Source organism: Pseudomonas sp. N40(2020), assembly GCF_014472415.1.
In the GTDB taxonomy this organism is placed as follows: Bacteria; Pseudomonadota; Gammaproteobacteria; order Pseudomonadales; family Pseudomonadaceae; genus Aquipseudomonas.
On the sequence record NZ_JACSZV010000033.1, the window covers coordinates 57,737 to 75,113 of the forward strand.

Consider the following 17,377-nt stretch of genomic DNA (forward strand, 5'->3'; position numbering starts at 1 on the left):
GCGTAAGACCGGGCAAAACTAGCACAGAGACGGGGAAATATCCGCCTCTAGCTACCCATTTGGTCAGCTTTATTGCTCTAAATCGCTAAAAAACTGCATAAGGGCGATCACCTGCCCCGGATTTGCCCTCCACCCCGCGCCAAAACCAATGGTTGCGGTACACTGGGCGCTTTTTCGGGGGAGCCCGCCCTCCTCCCTTCCAACAGCCGAGAAGCCCATGCCGATCCGTCATTGCATCGTCCATTTGATCGACAAAAAACCCGACGGCACGCCCGCAGTTCTGCACGCCCGTGATTCCGAACTGGCTGAGTCCGCGGCCATCGAGAACATGCTCGCCGACCTCAATGAGAGCTACAACGCCAAACAGGGTAAAGCCTGGGGGTTGTTCCATCCTGAGTCCGGTGCATTCCCGTTCAGCGGCTGGCTGAAGGAATACATGGAGGGCGCACAGGACTTCACCGCGTTCAGCAAAGTCGCGGTCGAGCATCTGCAAAAGCTGATGGAAGAGTCGAACCTGTCGGTCGGTGGCCACGTATTGTTCGCCCACTACCAGCAAGGCATGACCGATTACCTGGCGATCGCCCTGCTGCACCACAGCGAAGGCGTAGCGGTGACCGACTCGCTGGACGTGACGCCGTCGCGCCACCTCGACCTCGGCCAACTGCACCTGGCGGCGCGGATCAACGTCTCCGAGTGGCAGAACAACAAGCAGTCCAAGCAATACATCTCGTTCATCAAGGGCAAAAACGGCAAGAAGGTCTCCGAATACTTCCGCGACTTTATTGGTTGCCAGGAAGGCGTCGACGGCCCGGGCGAAACCCGCACGCTGCTCAAGGCCTTCAGCGACTTCGTCGAAAGCGAAGACCTGCCGGAAGACTCGGCCCGCGAGAAAACCAAGACGCTGGTCGATTACGCCAGCAGCCAGGCGAAACTCGGCGAGCCAATGGGCCTGGAAGAGCTCTCGGAGCTGATCGACGAAGAACGCCCGAAAGCCTTCTACGATCACATCCGCAACAAGGACTACGGTCTGTCGCCAGAGATACCGGCGGACAAACGCACCTTGAATCAATTCCGCCGCTTCACCGGTCGCGCCGAAGGCCTGTCGATCAGTTTTGAAGCTCATCTGCTGGGCTCGAAGATCGAGTACGACGAAGAGAATGGCACCCTGATGATCAAGGGCCTGCCGACGTCACTCACCGATCAGTTGAAGCGCCGTAACTGATGCTCGGCAATGTGCTGAAGAAGGTTGCGCTGGTTCTGCTGGTGGTCGTGGTCTATCAGAACTGGGGCAAGATCGAGCGCGTGTTCAATCCGTCGCAGATGGTTTCCGAGCAGACCCGCGCTCAGGCCAGTGTCGTGTTGTACGCCACCGAATGGTGCGGCTACTGCAAGCAGACCAAGCGTTTTCTCGACAGCAAAGGGATTCCGTTCAAGGAATTCGATATCGAGAAGGATGCCGAGGCACGCAAGGCGTATGAGGCATTGGGGGGACGCGGAATTCCGCTGATTGACGTGAATGGCACGTTGATTCGCGGGTTTGATCCGGATGAGATTCTCGCTGCCTTGAAATAACACACACCTGTGGCGAGGGAGCTTGCTCCCTCGCCACAGGATTAGTCGCTGTTACTTGGCTTCGATACGGAAACCGAAGCGTGGGAAGTGCACATGCACCACGCCGCCACGCTCGTCCTCACGACGCACGATCAGCTCTTCACTGCCTGCAAACAACAACTCTCCCACTACCGGATCAACCCCGTAATCCGTCGCGGCAATTGCTACTTGCTGCCCAGCCTTGAATCCGTTCGGGTCAACGAACTGCTCATCCGGCAATGCCGCCGGTGTCGTGTTGCGCGCAACCTCCAGCGCCTCTTCGGAGGTCATTTCGCTCGCAGCACCATGACCGAAACCCAACACTCGGCCCAACCAAGCCGCAACGGCCGGATATTCGTCCACCAATGGGGCGGTTACGTGAGTTGCCTTAAGGAACCACATCGGATGCGCCAACGCGAAGTCGGCAATCGACGGCTCACCGAACAGGAAGTCGCCCTGCTCACGCTGCAACTGCTGCTCCAGACGCGCCATGATCGTCGGCCACTGATGCTTGGCCTGCTCGGTGGATAAACGCGTCGCGCTACCACCGCTGAACAGCCCGGCACGGTCGGCTAAAAACGCCTTGATCGCTTCCGGCGGCAACTTGCCGAAACGCACCGCCACCGATTCCGGCTGGAACACCAGGCTGACGGCGTGCTGAAACACCACCGAATCGGCCCAGGTCGCGAAACTGGCGGTAGTCATTTCCTGCCCTTCGGGGAAGAACGACGGCTGAGCCTTCTCCAGCTCCAGCCGTCGAGCGATCAAAGACGTGTCGCAATAGATATCTGCGCCGATTTGCAGCACCGGGGTTTTGCGATAGCCGCCGGTCAGAGCCGTCAGGTCAGGCTTGGGCATCACCGGCGAGATATGCACGGAGCGCCAGGACAAGCCTTTGAACCCCAGCAGCAGGCGGGCCTTTTCGGCAAATGGGGACGTCGGGTAGTGGTGCAGAATCAACTCGGACATGCTCGGCTCCGCCTAAAAAAGAAATAGCAGCTTAACGTGCAATGCCCCTTGCGACTATGTAACCTACCAAATAATGGCATATCAACACCATGAATGGGCGCGTACAGGTAAGAATTGCGCCCCTTAAAAAACATTCAAGCTGAAATATTTAATGAAACCGTTAAAAGCCTACCTGACTGAATACTTGTTCGACCTGACTGACAAGTTCCCAAGATTATTTCCAAACTCGCTGAAAACCAAATTCCAACGTTTCTCCATTGAACTCTACTTTAAGAATACAGCCAAGACTCTATACAATCGGGCGAATATTTTAGATCATGAAGGTCGCTGCACTTCGATCAACATAACAACCGCAATTAATCACAACGAGCTTGTAACTCTTTATAAAAAAATCAAGATTGAGAGCTCGACAGACGTTTACAACACCCCCCCTAAAATACTGCACACCGAGCCACCTGACTACCCAATCAATACTTTTCAGCTTCTCGCTTTCAATAGCCGCCTGCCGTATGCGCCTTACACTTTAAATGGCACGCTCCAGATTTACAGTATGTACTCGATAACAATCATCCACCTGACAAGCGACGCCATATACCTTTCCATCGATCTCAACTTAAATGAAAATGCGGATAGAGAGCTATTCAACATAGACACATCAGCCATCTCCGAATACTATTTCTTCAAATCCTTAAATCCTTTCTCAAGAAAATTTCTTGAAGTTGAACGCTCAGACTCGATAATTCAAGAAAAAATAGTAAACCGCCTAAACAAACGAGTTAAAGAAGCAAAAAAAACAGCGGCATCCCTAATTCGCTCTTGGGGAATACTTGCCGGCAACAAAAACTTCATTGTGTCGGGTCACTTCATCAACTCTCCCACCCCATACATCCAGACTGGAGATTACGATACAGACGAAGTTATTGATGACTTTCATCTACTCAGTCGGACCTCAACCTGGCTATGCGACCAGCACAAAGCACGCTGGGATGATCGTCGATACCTCTACAACTTTGAAATTGATAATTTTTTGCTGGACTCTGCATTTATCGATGATGACAATGGGCAACTCACCCAAAGTGGTTACTGCCAATCGCATCTCTTCCTGTCACTCATTACAGAAACACAGAATCAATACAAAAAAGCCAGAGACGCAATTAATCCACTTCTACTAAAGATCAGCAAAAATACGACTAAAGACTTGCAGTGCCTATTTGAAGCAAACCTAGAGAGCCAGCTTTTAAAAAAAAGAGCTCTCGCCATAACAAACATGATCGACATTCATTGCTTTTCTTCATTCCAAGAGCAAGCTTTAAAAAAAATGGAAGGTTTAAATGTCGACATAGAGAATTTGCTATCAGCCATCAACGAGCGCAAGACGTTGAGCAATGAGCAAATGCAACTGAAAAACCTGAGATTCAACAAACACTACTCACTGATAGTCGCAGGACTTGCTTTACTTCAGGTCGTTCTCGCAGCGATCGTTATTGACTGGACTGGAACATCTCCTGCACAAAATCCTGTCATAAAAAATCTGACTTCTTTATGTGAATGGATATCTACTCACTTTCAGTGATCTCCCGAGTTGCTACGCTCGCCACCAGGCATTCCTTGGCGCTCTTGCGCAATTTTTTGATCAACCGCTCCTGGCGCAGCGCATCGCTCTTGTCGCGACAACGTTCGGTGTACACCAGCGCCATGGCCGGGCTGGAGAGGAAGAAACGCGCACCTTTGCCGCTCTGGTGCTTGGCGAAACGGCGGACGGGATCGTCGCTGATCCCGCAATACAACGAACCGTTGGCGGCGCGAACGAGGTAGACGAACCAGGACTTGCTCACCGGTTCGGCAACATCGACGGATTTTTCGCTAAGGCTGGTCACTTTGGGATCAAGGCGTGTAGGAAACAGGCCGCGATCTTATCAGCGACCGGCCTGAAATGCCTTCAGTCCCTTGAGTGCCTGCGCACGTACGGCATTGCGTACCAGCGGCGTCCACCCCAGCAGCAGACCTTTGAAACCCAAGGCCTGACGCGACCATCGCCACAGATCAAAGTGATCGTGGTGCTCGCAGATCTTGCCGTCACGAAACACGAAGCGCGCCTGGATATCGTTGACCACCACATTGCCGGTCTGGCTGAACAGATAAGTCGCCACCCAATGCGCGCCGCCGCTGCGCTCGTCGGCGCGGACATTGTCGAAGGTCAGTGAGAAGTCCTTGGCCCGGGTGGTGAGCATGCGCCACATGTCGCCGGCATCGCGCCCGCGCAGTTCGCCGAAGGCCGGGTCGCTGAACACCACGTCATCGGTGTAACACGCGGCCATCGCCTCGGCATCGAGGCGCTGGAAAGCTTCGTAGAAACGGGTGATCAACGCAACGTGGGCTTCACTCATGGGCAATCTCCAGAATATGTACAGATTGCCAGCACGATAAGCTGCAAAACGCGGAAACACTATCGGCATTCGCATACCGAATACCCGCAGCACATAAATCCTATGTGGGAGCGAGCCTGCTCGCTCCCACATTTGAAATCAGCGCACTCAGATCTTTTCGCTTTGCACTTGCACGTACAACGCACGCCCAGCACCGAGACCGGCGAGGATCGCGCCACAGCCAATGATGCCGAAAATCCAGCCCACCGCATTCCAGCCGCCCGTCCAGTCATGCACCACGCCGACTGCGAAAGGCCCCATCGAAGCCAGCGTGTAACCGAAGCCTTGAGCCATGCTCGACAAGTTTGCTGCGACATGGGCGTCACGCGAGCGCAGTACGATCAACGTCAGCGCCAGACTGAACGCACCGCCCTGCCCCAGACCCAGCAGAATCGCCCAGCCCCACAGCCCTTCAATCGGTGCGTAGAGGCAGCCGAACAGACCGCCAAGGGTCAGCGCCATCACCACCACGATCGCCAGGCGCTGATCCTTGCCACGGGTCGCCAGCCACGGAGCGGCCAGCGAACTGGCGAGCTGGACGATCACTGAGCCGGACAGCACCAGACCCGCCTGGGTCGGCGTCAGACCGCGACCGATCAGGATCGACGGCAGCCAGCCGAACACGATGTAGGCCAGCGACGATTGCAGGCCCATGTACAACGTCACTTTCCAGGCCAGCGGATCTCGCAGCAGCCCGCGCACCCGATAAGCGACGTTGTGCGCACCGTGTTTCTGCCCGACTTGCGGCAACCAGAACGCAGCCGCGACCAGCGCCGGAATCACCCAGAAGCCGAGTCCCATGGTCCAGTTGTGATCGAAATGCTCACTTAACGGCACGCTCGAACCCGCCGCCATCGCCGCGCCCAGGCACAGGGCCATGGTATACACGCCGGTCATGGTGCCGGCGTGCTTGGCGAAGTCTCGCTTGACGATGCCCGGCAGCAGCACGCCGATGATGCCGATGCTGGCGCCGCCCAATACGCTGCCGGCGAACAGACCAATCTCCCCGAAATTGCTGCGCAAGATAATGCCGCCAGCAAGTGTCAGCAGAATGCCAAGGACTACGCGCTCGGCACCGAAACGCCGCGCCAGAATCGGCGCCAGCGGTGCGAACAAGCCAAGGCAAAGCACCGGCAGTGTGGTCAGCAAACCGGCCTGAGCCGCCGACAGGCCGAGGCTTTTCGACACATCACTGAGCAGCGGCGCCATGCTCGACAGCGCCGGACGCAGGTTCAGCGCCACCAGAATCAGCCCCAACAACAAGAGCCATGGACGCCGAACCAGCGGGTGACTTTGCTGCACCTGTTCGTCATCGGCCTCGGCATCGATCAACAGCTCTTCAAGCTCTGCCGTGCGTTTGGGGGTTGTGGATAAATCACTGCGGGACATGGGTTTCTCGGTTTCAAGGTTCATTGATCAACTGTCTCGACAAAGCTTTGGCCCGTTCCGGGTCACGTTGTTCGACGGCATCGAGCAACTCGATGTGCAGGTCGAACACTTCCTGACGGCGCGGGACGATGTTCAGGGTCTGACGCAATTGCGCGCCGACGATGCTGGAGAAATAGCGATACAGCTCGCTGAGGGTCGGGTTGTGCGCGGCGTCGACCAAACGGCGGTGAAACACCAGATCGCAGGCGATGTAGGTGTCGAGATCGCCGTGGTAATGGCTGCCGCTGGTGCCGAGCGCTTCACGCAACGCGACGAGGTCTTCATCGGTACGGCGTAATGCCGCCAGGCCGATGGCCTCGACTTCAAGGATGTGCCGGGTTTCCCGAGCCTGCTCCGGCGAGCAACGGGACAGCGCCTTGAGCGTGTCCAGCGGATCCACCACCGCACGCAGGTAACTGCCGTCGCCCTGACGGATTTCGATCAACCCGGAAAACGCCAGCACCCGCATGGCTTCACGCACGGTGTTGCGGCTGATGCCCAACTCGGCGCACAGCTCGGGTTCGGTCGGCAGACGCTCGCCGATCTGCCAGACGCCGCTGTTGATGCGCTGGCGCAACTGATCCAAGGCCTGATCGACCAGGGATCGCTTAATAAGTGGAGAAATTTCTGACATAGGATTCGCCCTTTCATCCAATCATAGGATGAATTTCCTGACATGTTAGTCAGACTCATGTAGGACGGCAACCGCCTAGGGTCAATCGGAGACGCATGGAGCGGGATTTTCGATTCATACTACTGATGCGCTTGCTTGATCGTCACCCACACCTGCTCACCGATGCGCGCGCATTGGGCGAAGGGGCAGATTTGAGAGGTCTCAAGGATACAGTGCACAAAGAAGACGGAACCCTGACCTTCTCCTGCCCCCACAAAAAACCAACCCGGCACAAGGCCGGGTTGGTTTTCAAGCATCAACCATCAATGCAAGATCTGACTCAAGAACAGCTTCGTCCGATCATTCTGCGGATTATCGAAGAAGTCATTCGGTGCCGCTTGCTCAACGATCTCGCCCTTGTCCATGAAGATCACGCGATTCGCCACGGTGCGGGCGAAGCCCATTTCGTGGGTCACGCAGAGCATGGTCATGCCGTCTTCGGCCAGGCCGATCATGGTGTCCAGAACCTCTTTCACCATTTCCGGATCGAGTGCCGAGGTTGGTTCGTCGAACAGCATGATTTTCGGTTTCATGCACAGCGCGCGAGCGATCGCCACACGCTGCTGCTGACCACCGGACAGTTGCCCCGGGAATTTATGCGCCTGCTCCGGAATGCGTACGCGTTCCAGGTAATGCATGGCGATTTCCTCGGCCTTGCGCTTGGGCATCTTGCGCACCCACATCGGTGCCAGGGTGCAGTTCTGCAAAATGGTCAGGTGCGGGAACAGATTGAAGTGCTGGAACACCATGCCGACTTCACGGCGAATCGCTTCGATCTGCTTCAGATCGTTGGTCAGTTCCACGCCATCCACGACGATGCGGCCCTGCTGGTGTTCTTCCAGACGATTGAGGCAGCGGATGGTGGTCGACTTGCCGGAACCCGACGGGCCGCACAGCACAATGCGCTCGCCCTGCTTGACGTTGAGGTTGATGTCTTTCAGCACGTGGAACTGGCCGTACCACTTGTTGACGCCCTGCATCTGAATGATGCCTTCAGGACCCACAGGCTTTTTGATTGCTTCGCTCATTTACAGAGAACTCCTAACGCTTGTGGCCAGTGTCGAGCTTGCGTTCCAGATGCATGGAATAGCGCGACATACCAAAACAGAAAATCCAGAACACCAGGGCGGCGAACACGTAGCCTTCGGTGGCCATGCCCAGCCATTTCGGATCGGCAGCGGCTTGCTTGACGCTGTTGAGCAGGTCAAAGAGGCCGATGATGATCACCAGACTGGTGTCCTTGAACAGCGCAATGAAGGTGTTGACGATGCCGGGGATCACCATCTTCAGGGCTTGCGGCAGAATCACCAGGCCCATCGAACGCCAGTAGCCCAGGCCCATCGCAGCGGCCGCTTCGTACTGACCTTTAGGGATCGCTTGCAGACCGCCGCGCACCACTTCAGCCACGTAGGCCGACTGGAACAGGATCACGCCGATCAGCGCCCGCAGCAGCTTGTCGAAGTTCATGCCTTCGGGCAGGAACAGCGGCAGCATTACCGAAGACATGAACAGCACCGTGATCAACGGCACGCCGCGCCAGAACTCGATGAAGGTCACGCAAACCACACGAATCGCTGGCATGTTCGAACGACGACCCAGCGCCAGCACGATGCCAAGCGGCAAGGCTCCAGCGATACCGACGGTGGCGATCACTAGCGTCAGCATCAAGCCGCCCCATTGGCTGGTCGCGACGGTTTGCAGGCCGAATACGCCGCCGTGCAGCAGGCACCAGGCGACAATCGGATAGATCACCAGAAAGCTCAGCCCGTACACCGCTTTACGCGGGAAGCGCGAGATGAACAGTGGCGCCACGCCGATCACTGCCAGCCACACGGTCAGGTCCACGCGCCAGCGCAGCCCGGTCGGGTAGTAGCCATACATGAACTGACCGAAGCGTTGCTGGATGAACACCCAGCAGGCGCCCTCCTTGGTGCAATCGGCCTGGGTGGTGCCGATCCAGTTGGCGTCGATGATCGCCCACCCCAGAATCGGCGGAACGATCAGGTAGATCAGGTAGAACGCGAACAGCGTCAGCAAGGTGTTGAGCCAACTGGAGAACATGTTCGCGCGCATCCATGCCACTACGCCGATGCTACTGCTCGGAGGGGGCATGTCGGGTTTGAAAGTATGAGTACTCATGCGCTTTTCCTTACCGCTCGATCAGCGCAATGCGCTTGTTGTACCAGTTCATCAGCAGGGAAATGCTGATACTGATCGCCAGGTACACGCTCATGGTGATCGCAATCACTTCGATCGCCTGACCGGTCTGGTTCAGCACGGTGCCGGCGAACAGCGAAACCATTTCCGGATAACCGATACCGGCGGCCAGCGAGGAGTTCTTCGCCAGGTTCAGGTATTGGCTGGTCAGCGGCGGGATGATCACCCGCAGCGCCTGGGGAATGATCACCTTGCGCAGGGTCGGACCTTCACGCAAACCGAGCGAACGGGCCGCTTCGGTTTGGCCGTGGCTGACCGACTTGATCCCCGAACGCACGATCTCGGCGATAAAAGCCGCGGTGTAAACGGTCAACGCCAGGGTCAAGGCCAGCAGTTCCGGGATAAGCACCCAGCCGCCAACGAAGTTGAAGCCCTTGAGCTCGGGCATTTCCCAGTGCAGCGGAGCGCCGAAGATCAGCGCGCACAAACTCGGGATCACCAGCAATATCGCCAGACCCACCCAGAACTTGTGGAATGGCACACCGGTCGCTTCGAAGCGCTTGTTGGCCCAGCGGCACATCAGCACGACGCCGACGATGGCCACCACAACACTGATCGCGAATGCCCCGAAGCCGTCAGCCGCCAGCGCGGCCGGCATGTTCAGGCCACGGCTGCTGACAAAGAAAGTGTCGCCGAAGTTGTGGCTGTTGCGCGGTCCCGGCATGGTCAGGAACACCGCGAAGTACCAGAACAGGATTTGCAGCAGGGGCGGAATGTTGCGGAAGACTTCCACATACACGGTCGCCAGCTTGCTGATGATCCAGTTCGGCGAAAGACGCGCGACACCAATGATGAAACCCAGCAGAGTCGCCAGGATCACGCCGATGAAGGTCACCAGTAATGTATTGAGCAGACCGATCACAAACACGCGGGCATAGCTGTCCGCTTCGGTGTAGTCGATCAGGGTTTGAGCGATGCCGAACCCGGCACTGCGCTCCAGAAAGCTGAAGCCGGAGGTGATGCCCCGGTGTTCAAGGTTGGTTTGTGTGTTATCGAACAGGAACCAGCCCAGGGAGACGACGGCCACGATAGTGACGATCTGAAATACCCAGGCGCGCACTCGCGGATCGCTGAGGCTAAGCCTCTGCTTTGGTGCGCCGATTGAATTTTGCATGAAGTGCCCCGGAAAAAATGGAACAAGAACATCACCCGGCGGTTGGCCCGCCGGGTGATAGAACCATTAGCGCACTGGTGGTGCGTACTGAATGCCGCCGTTGTTCCACAGGGCGTTCAGGCCACGGTCGATTTCCAGCGGAGTGTTCTTGCCGAGGTTTTTCTCGAACACTTCACCGTAGTTGCCGACCTGCTTGACGACCTGCACGACCCAGTCCTTCGGCAGTTTCAGGTCTTTGCCGTATTCACCGTCAGCACCGAGCATACGAGCGACGTCCGGATTCTTGGTCGATTTGGCTTCGGCTTCGACATTCTTCGAAGTGATGCCGGCCTCTTCAGCGTTGAGCATGGCGTAGCCAGTCCAGCGCACCACGGCCAGCCACTCGTCGTCGCCGTTACGCACGACTGGACCCAGTGGTTCCTTGGAAATGGTTTCCGGCAGAACCACGTAGTCCTTCGGCGAAGCCAGTTTGCTGCGCTGGGCGAACAGCTGGGATTTATCCGAGGTCAGTACGTCGCAACGACCGGATTCCAGCGACTTGGCGCTTTCATCGGAGGTGTCGAACGTGATCGGGGTGTATTTCAGACCGTTGCCGCGGAAGTAGTCGGAAACGTTGAGCTCGGTGGTAGTACCGGCCTGGATGCAGATGGTTGCGCCGTCCAGCTCTTTGGCACTCTTCACGCCCAGCTTGTTGTTCACCAGGAAGCCGATGCCATCGTAGTAGGTAATGAAGCCCGGGAATTTCAGGCCCATGCCCGCATCACGGGAACTGGTCATGGTGGTGTTGCGCGACAGGATGTCGATCTCGCCGGACTGCAGCGCGGTGAAGCGCTCCTTGGCGTTCAACTGACTGAATTTGACCTTGGTCGCGTCGCCGAATACGGCAGCGGCCACTGCGCGGCAGAAGTCAGCGTCGATGCCGAGGATCTTGCCGGTAGCGTCCGGTACCGAGAAGCCCGGCAGACCGTCGCTCACGCCACATTGCACGAAACCTTTCTTCTGCACGGCATCCAGGGTTGCACCCGCCTGAGCGAACCCGCTGACGCCGAGAACTGTTGCTGCAGTCACGATCGCCAGAGTGGATTTCAACATCTTCATTCAAACCTCCAGTTTTGCTCTTGTTGTGTCGGAGCTTGAGTCCAGTCGCACCCTTTTGAGGCATTGTTGACCCGTGTTGGCTTTTTTTAGGGTCAACCGACGTAGGACCTTCGCTATGAGTCTAGTAGGAGAAAATCCACATCATGGACAACTCACTTCTCACCAATCGGCCGAACGGGCTGTAGCCCTTTCACGTTCGCTAAGCCCGTAGCGGCCATTGGCGAACATCCATCACCGGATTCGTTGCTATCCCGTCGCGAGTCGTACACTGATAGTGTTACCGACACCCGTAGGACGCTTCGTACAATGTCCTCCATAGCAAAGCCCGTACCACACCGGTCGTGGAAGCAGTTCAGCGACAGGTCAATAGCAAAACTTGTACCCTTGCGACATCTAATTAACGGATCACCCGGACGCGCACTCGAATCACGCACTCAATGAGAGCGCCCGCACATATTTGGAGCAACCATGACCGAGCCCTTGATTCTTCAGCCTGTTAAGCCCGCAGATGCCTGCGTGATCTGGCTGCACGGCCTCGGCGCCGATCGTTACGATTTCCTGCCGGTGGCTGAAGCGTTGCAGGAAAGCCTGCTCAGCACGCGCTTTGTCCTGCCGCAGGCGCCGACCCGACCAGTGACTATTAATGGCGGATATGCAATGCCGAGCTGGTACGACATCAAGGCCATGAGCCCGGCGCGGGCGATCGACCGCGATGAGCTGGAAGCGTCCGCCGACCGCATCATCGAATTGATCGAAGAGCAACGGGCCAGCGGAATAGACGCCTCGCGGATTTTTCTGGCAGGTTTTTCCCAAGGCGGCGCTGTGGTGTTCCACACTGCGTTTTTGAAATGGCAGGGGCCATTGGGTGGTGTGTTGGCGCTGTCGACGTACGCGCCGACTTTCAGCGATGAACTGGAATTGTCCGCCAGCCAGCAGCGCATTCCGGTGCTGTCGCTGCACGGTCAGTTCGACAACGTGGTGCAGAACTCGATGGGGCGTACCGCCTATGAGTATCTGAAGGCCCATGGTGTCACCGTGACATGGCAGGAATACCCAATGGAGCACGAAGTGTTACCCGAAGAAATTCGCGACATCGGCGTGTGGCTGAGCGAACGCCTGCGTTGATCACGCGGGCTGTTTTCTCCCTCGGCAACCCCCTTTGATCCCTCCCCCTACGCCGCGCCCGTTTCTTGCATTACACTGGCCGGCGTACATTCCTTAACCAATTGATGAGATGACCGTGCTCAAAGCACTCAAGAAGATGTTCGGTAAAAGCGAGGCTGAGCAGCTCGCGCCAGTTCCCAGTGCGCCGTCGCACGCCCCCGGCCATCGCAGCGATGCCCGCCAGGCCGACCGCCCCGCTACCGTAGCGGCACCGAAACAAGAGTCACAACCGGCCGCCGTCGCTCCTACATCTGCTGCTCCTGTTGCAGAAAGCGTGCACAGCGAAGCGCCGAAACCGGCCAGGCCTCGCCGCGAACCGAAGCCAAAGGCACCGGTCATCCCGTGGAAACTCGAAGACTTCGCCGTCGAGCCGCAGGAAGGCAAAACCCGCTTTCACGATTTCAAACTGTCTCCGGAACTGATGCACGCCATCCAGGACCTGGGCTTCCCGTATTGCACGCCGATCCAGGCGCAGGTGCTGGGTTTCACCCTCGCCGGCAAAGATGCCATCGGTCGCGCCCAGACCGGCACCGGCAAGACCGCCGCGTTCCTGATCTCGATCATCACCCAATTGCTGCAGACGCCGCCGCCGAAAGAGCGCTACATGGGCGAACCCCGCGCCCTGATTATCGCGCCAACCCGTGAGCTGGTGGTGCAGATCGCCAAAGACGCCGCCGACCTGACCAAGTACACCGGCCTGAACGTGATGACGTTCGTGGGCGGCATGGACTTCGACAAGCAGCTCAAGCACCTCGAAGCGCGCCACTGCGACATCCTCGTCGCGACGCCGGGCCGCTTGCTCGACTTCAACCAGCGCGGCGACGTGCACCTGGACATGGTCGAAGTGATGGTGCTGGACGAAGCCGACCGCATGCTCGACATGGGTTTCATCCCGCAAGTGCGGCAGATCATTCGCCAGACCCCGCCGAAAAGCGAACGTCAGACGCTGCTGTTCTCCGCGACCTTCACCGAAGACGTGATGAACCTGGCCAAGCAATGGACCACCGCCCCGTCGATCGTCGAGATCGAGTCGCAGAACGTCGCCAACGAAAACGTCGAACAGCACATCTATGCCGTGGCCGGTGCCGACAAGTACAAACTGCTCTTCAACCTGGTCAACGATAACGGCTGGGAACGGGTGATCGTGTTTGCCAACCGCAAGGACGAAGTGCGACGCATCGAAGAACGCCTCGTGCGTGACGGCATCAACGCCGCGCAACTGTCCGGCGACGTCCCGCAGCACAAACGCATCAAAACCCTGGAAGGCTTCCGCGAAGGCAAGATTCGCGTGCTGGTCGCTACCGATGTTGCCGGTCGCGGCATCCACATCGACGGCATCAGCCACGTGATCAACTTCACCCTGCCGGAAGTCCCGGACGACTACGTGCACCGCATCGGCCGTACAGGTCGTGCCGGCGCCGATGGCGTGTCGATAAGCTTCGCCGGTGAGGACGACTCCTACCAGTTGCCGTCCATCGAAGAGAAGCTGGGCCGCAAGATCAGCTGTGAAACGCCGCCAACGCATTTGTTGCGCGCGGTTGAGCGCGCGCGTCCGCAGTAAACGACGTCATAAAAGAGAAGCGCAGCCGGATACGGACTGCGCTTTTTTTTCGTCCGGATTTTTCACCAGGTGCTTGCCCGGCAAAACTAAAAGTCCATAATGGACAAATTAGTTTAGATTTCACTTCCGGAGCCTGACATGTCCAGTACGCCCTACGTGATCGACCAAACCCAGGCCCATGAGCTGCTGACACGGATTGACGTGCCGCAAATCCTGCGCAAGCTGTTCCGCGACCTCGCTGCCGGCAACGCGGTGCAGCCGGCGCAGCAACTGGTGGAATTCCCGAAGGGCGCCGGTGACTTCATCAATTACCTGGGGGTGTTGGCCGAGGACGGCGTGTATGGCGTGAAGACTTCGCCGTATATCGTTCGCGAGCAAGGCGCACTCGTCACCGCGTGGACGCTGCTGATGTCGATGCAGACCGGCCAGCCGCTACTGCTCTGCGACGCGGGCGAGCTGACCACCGCGCGCACCGCTGCCACCACAGCTGTGGCCGTCGATGCCCTCGCCCCAGTGTATGCCAAACGGCTGGCGATCATCGGCAGCGGCAAGGTCGCCCAAGCGCACCTGCACTACGTGAAATCACTGCGCGACTGGCAGAGCATCAGCCTGTACTCGCCTACGCTGACCGAAGACCGTGACACTCAGGCTCTGCTGAAAACCATTGCTCCAGACCTGAAGATCGCCGACAGCCGTGAAGCGGCGATCGCCGATGCCGACGTGATCATGCTCTGCACCTCGTCCGCAGGCCCCGTGCTCGACCCGGCCACCCTGAGCAAACCGGCACTGATTACTTCAATCAGCACCAACGCCCCACGCGCCCATGAAGTGCCACCGCAGAGCCTCAGCGACATGCAGGTGTTCTGCGACTATCGTCTGACCACGCCGGGTTCGGCGGGAGAGATGTTGATTGCCGCCGAGCAGCACGGCTGGGACAAGGATTCAATTGTCGGCGACCTCGCGGATCTGCTCAGCAAGAAAGTGCAGCGGCCCGGTTACGACCGTCACGTGTTTTTCCGCTCCATTGGTCTGGGTCTTGAAGACATTGCCCTGGCGAATGCGGTTTACCAATTACAGCGCTAACACCTCGACAGCTCCTACACGAGTTCTCGTAACCCTCGGAGATTTTCATGAGCCAGGCAGATTTCATCATCATCGGCGGCGGGATTGCTGGCGCTTCCACCGGCTTCTGGCTGTCACCGCACGCCAAAGTCATCGTGCTGGAACGTGAATCCCATCCGGCCTATCACTCCACCGGACGCTCCGCCGCACTGTTCACCGCCGCGTATGGCACACCGCAAGTACGCGCGCTGACCCAGGCCAGCCGTGAGTTCTTCGACAATCCACCGCCCGGCTTCTGCGAGCACCCGCTGCTGACCCCGCGCGGCGAAATGACCGTGGACTTCACCGGTGATGCCGCCGAACTGAATAACCAGTACCTCAGCGCCAAAGCCACGGTGCCACAGATGCAACTGCTCAGCGCCGACGAAGCCTGCGCGCGCCTGCCGATCCTGCGCCGGGAAAAAGTCCACGGCGCGATCTACGACCCGACGGCTTGCGATATCGACACCGACGCCCTGCATCAGGGTTACCTGCGCGGTATCCGTCGCAATAAAGGCGAAGTGCATACCGATTGCCAGGTGGTGAGCCTTGATCGCGACGCCAACGGTATTTGGCATGTGCAGACCAACGGCCAGACTTTCAGCGCTCCGGTGATCATCAACGCCGCCGGCGCCTGGGCCGACAAGGTCGGTGAAATGGCCGGCGCCCGATCGCTGGGCCTGCAACCAAAACGCCGTGCCGCATTCATTTTTGCCGGACCCGAAGGCGTGGATATTCACCATTGGCCGATGCTGGTCAGCCTCGACGAATCGTTCTACATGAAACCCGATGCGGGCATGTTTCTCGGCTCGCCGGCCAACGCCGACCCAGTCGAACCCCACGATGTGCAGCCGGAAGAACTGGACATCGCCATGGGCATCTACCAGATCGAGGAGGCCACGACCCTGACCATCCGCCGCCCGACCCGCACCTGGGCCGGCCTGCGCAATTTTGTCGCCGACGGCGACTTGCTCAGCGGTTTCGATCAGCAGGTGCCGGGGCTGTTCTGGGTAGCGGCGCAGGGCGGCTACGGCATACAGACATCACCGGCAATGGGCCAGGCCAGTGCGGCATTGGTGCGCGGTGAACCGCTACCCGAGCACCTGCACCAGTTCGGGCTGGACAGCAGCATGCTATCCCCTGCCCGCCTCGCCTGATCCGCCGTCCGGATGACGCGCCCAACGGATTGCGGCACACTCGCAGCGCCTCCTGTTCACGGAGGCGTTGACGCTGCCTGGAGCTCCACTGTCATGACCGCCCCCGAATTCGACCCGGCACTGGATAACTTCCGTGCCATCGCCGACGCCATCGCCACGCTGTTCTTTCCTCACGCCGAAGTGGTGCTGCACGATTTGCGCACACAGAAGGTCGACTACATCGCCAACAACTTGTCCAAACGCGAGATCGGCGACGAGTCATCTCTGGAAGACATGCTCAGCGAAGACGTCAGCGAGCGAAATATCGGCCCGTACGAAAAGCTCAACTGGGACGGCCAGAAAATTCGCAGTCTGAGCACTGTCTTGCGCGACAGCGAAGACCATCCGCTGGCGGTGCTGTGCATCAATCTGAATATTTCGCTGTTCGAAAATGCCAAGGCTGCGCTGGATCTGTTTCTCTCGCCCAGCAAACTGATTCCACAACCGGATTCACTGTTTCGCGATGACTGGCAGGAGCGCATCAACACCTTCCTGCATGCGTGGCTGCGCGAACGTCAACTGAGCCTTAATCTGCTGACCCGCGATCACAAACGCGAACTGGTGCTGGCGCTGCACGCCGAGGGCGCGTTCAAGGGCAAGAGCGCCTCGAACTATGTGGCCAACGTGCTGAACATGGGGCGGGCGACGGTGTACAAGCATTTGAAGGAATTGAAGGGCTGAAAATCTGCGGTGATTTTTCTGTCCCCATCGCTGCATTGGTATCTACACATCTCCCGATCCTGGTCTATAAAAGGACGGCATGGATATCAAATGACCGGGCTAGATGCCCGACTGACAAAACGATACGACGAGTTAGTCATGGGACACAGTAATGGACTA

17 protein-coding genes and 1 pseudogene are annotated in these 17,377 nt (G+C 58.0%); 9 read left to right on the top strand and 9 right to left on the bottom strand.

Going from position 1 to position 17,377, the window contains the following annotated elements; translation table 11 throughout:
- Window positions 1–217: 217 nt before the first annotated feature.
- Both yejK and IAI51_RS20125 read left to right on the top strand, forming a co-directional pair.
- Window positions 218–1,222 (top strand): nucleoid-associated protein YejK, encoded by a 1,005-nt coding sequence (gene yejK, locus IAI51_RS20120; RefSeq protein WP_187680041.1) that lies wholly within the window; start codon window positions 218–220, stop codon window positions 1,220–1,222.
- Window positions 1,222–1,572, top strand: a complete 351-nt coding sequence (locus IAI51_RS20125) for a glutaredoxin family protein (protein ID WP_187680042.1) — start codon at window positions 1,222–1,224, stop codon at window positions 1,570–1,572. The genes yejK and IAI51_RS20125 overlap by 1 nt, the downstream gene beginning before the upstream one ends.
- 51 nt (window positions 1,573–1,623) lie before the next feature.
- Here IAI51_RS20125 and IAI51_RS20130 read toward each other — a convergent pair whose 3' ends face one another.
- Entirely contained in the window at window positions 1,624–2,559 is a 936-nt protein-coding gene (locus IAI51_RS20130; protein WP_187680043.1) for a glutathione S-transferase family protein, read from the bottom strand.
- A gap of 151 nt (window positions 2,560–2,710) precedes the next feature.
- Between IAI51_RS20130 and IAI51_RS20135 the strand changes: the two genes are divergently transcribed.
- Window positions 2,711–4,132 (top strand): hypothetical protein, encoded by a 1,422-nt coding sequence (locus IAI51_RS20135; RefSeq protein ID WP_187680044.1) that lies wholly within the window; start codon window positions 2,711–2,713, stop codon window positions 4,130–4,132.
- Here the strand turns inward: IAI51_RS20135 and IAI51_RS20140 are convergent.
- From IAI51_RS20140 to IAI51_RS20155, 4 genes are all read right to left on the bottom strand, one after another.
- Window positions 4,116–4,436: a GIY-YIG nuclease family protein gene (locus tag IAI51_RS20140; protein WP_187680045.1), complete on the bottom strand. Its 321-nt coding sequence runs from the start codon at window positions 4,434–4,436 to the stop codon at window positions 4,116–4,118. The genes IAI51_RS20135 and IAI51_RS20140 overlap by 17 nt on opposite strands.
- Window positions 4,437–4,475: 39 nt before the next feature.
- The gene (locus IAI51_RS20145; RefSeq protein WP_187680046.1) at window positions 4,476–4,946 is read right to left on the bottom strand and encodes a nuclear transport factor 2 family protein; all 471 of its coding nucleotides are present in this window, start codon (window positions 4,944–4,946) and stop codon (window positions 4,476–4,478) included.
- Window positions 4,947–5,093: 147 nt separating this feature from the next.
- Window positions 5,094–6,398, bottom strand: coding sequence for a CynX/NimT family MFS transporter (locus IAI51_RS20150; protein WP_187680047.1), 1,305 nt, complete (start codon window positions 6,396–6,398; stop codon window positions 5,094–5,096).
- A complete protein-coding gene (locus tag IAI51_RS20155) occupies window positions 6,388–7,047 on the bottom strand; it encodes a FadR/GntR family transcriptional regulator (RefSeq protein WP_187680048.1) in 660 nt (219 codons plus the stop codon). The genes IAI51_RS20150 and IAI51_RS20155 overlap by 11 nt, the downstream gene beginning before the upstream one ends.
- A 116-nt stretch (window positions 7,048–7,163) precedes the next feature.
- Here IAI51_RS20155 and IAI51_RS28010 point away from each other — a divergent pair.
- Window positions 7,164–7,286: pseudogene (locus IAI51_RS28010) on the top strand (transcriptional regulator); the annotation flags it as partial.
- Window positions 7,287–7,349: 63 nt separating this feature from the next.
- On the opposite strand, the gene IAI51_RS20160 reads toward IAI51_RS28010, so the two are convergent.
- The 4 genes from IAI51_RS20160 to IAI51_RS20175 all read right to left on the bottom strand — a co-directional run bounded on the left by IAI51_RS20160 (window position 7,350) and on the right by IAI51_RS20175 (window position 11,515).
- Complete coding sequence (locus tag IAI51_RS20160) at window positions 7,350–8,114, bottom strand: amino acid ABC transporter ATP-binding protein (protein ID WP_003221897.1); 765 nt, start codon at window positions 8,112–8,114, stop codon at window positions 7,350–7,352.
- Between the two features lie 13 nt (window positions 8,115–8,127).
- Entirely contained in the window at window positions 8,128–9,225 is a 1,098-nt protein-coding gene (locus IAI51_RS20165) for an amino acid ABC transporter permease (RefSeq protein ID WP_150617206.1), read from the bottom strand.
- Between the two features lie 10 nt (window positions 9,226–9,235).
- Window positions 9,236–10,417: an amino acid ABC transporter permease gene (locus tag IAI51_RS20170; RefSeq protein ID WP_187680049.1), complete on the bottom strand. Its 1,182-nt coding sequence runs from the start codon at window positions 10,415–10,417 to the stop codon at window positions 9,236–9,238.
- A gap of 66 nt (window positions 10,418–10,483) precedes the next feature.
- Window positions 10,484–11,515 carry an amino acid ABC transporter substrate-binding protein gene (locus IAI51_RS20175; protein ID WP_187680050.1) on the bottom strand — a complete coding sequence of 344 codons (1,032 nt, stop codon included), beginning with the start codon at window positions 11,513–11,515 and terminating at the stop codon, window positions 10,484–10,486.
- 468 nt (window positions 11,516–11,983) lie between these two features.
- Here IAI51_RS20175 and IAI51_RS20180 point away from each other — a divergent pair, with 468 nt between their 5' ends.
- The 5 genes from IAI51_RS20180 to IAI51_RS20200 all read left to right on the top strand — a co-directional run bounded on the left by IAI51_RS20180 (window position 11,984) and on the right by IAI51_RS20200 (window position 17,218).
- Window positions 11,984–12,640, top strand: a complete 657-nt coding sequence (locus IAI51_RS20180) for an alpha/beta hydrolase (protein ID WP_187680051.1) — start codon at window positions 11,984–11,986, stop codon at window positions 12,638–12,640.
- 109 nt (window positions 12,641–12,749) lie between these two features.
- Complete coding sequence (gene rhlB, locus IAI51_RS20185; RefSeq protein WP_187680052.1) at window positions 12,750–14,240, top strand: ATP-dependent RNA helicase RhlB; 1,491 nt, start codon at window positions 12,750–12,752, stop codon at window positions 14,238–14,240.
- 138 nt (window positions 14,241–14,378) lie between these two features.
- Entirely contained in the window at window positions 14,379–15,323 is a 945-nt protein-coding gene (locus tag IAI51_RS20190) for an ornithine cyclodeaminase family protein (protein WP_187680053.1), read from the top strand.
- A gap of 47 nt (window positions 15,324–15,370) precedes the next feature.
- Window positions 15,371–16,498 carry an NAD(P)/FAD-dependent oxidoreductase gene (locus tag IAI51_RS20195; protein WP_187680054.1) on the top strand — a complete coding sequence of 376 codons (1,128 nt, stop codon included), beginning with the start codon at window positions 15,371–15,373 and terminating at the stop codon, window positions 16,496–16,498.
- A 93-nt stretch (window positions 16,499–16,591) separates the two neighbouring features.
- Window positions 16,592–17,218: a transcriptional regulator gene (locus tag IAI51_RS20200; RefSeq protein WP_187680055.1), complete on the top strand. Its 627-nt coding sequence runs from the start codon at window positions 16,592–16,594 to the stop codon at window positions 17,216–17,218.
- Window positions 17,219–17,377 lie beyond the last annotated feature (159 nt).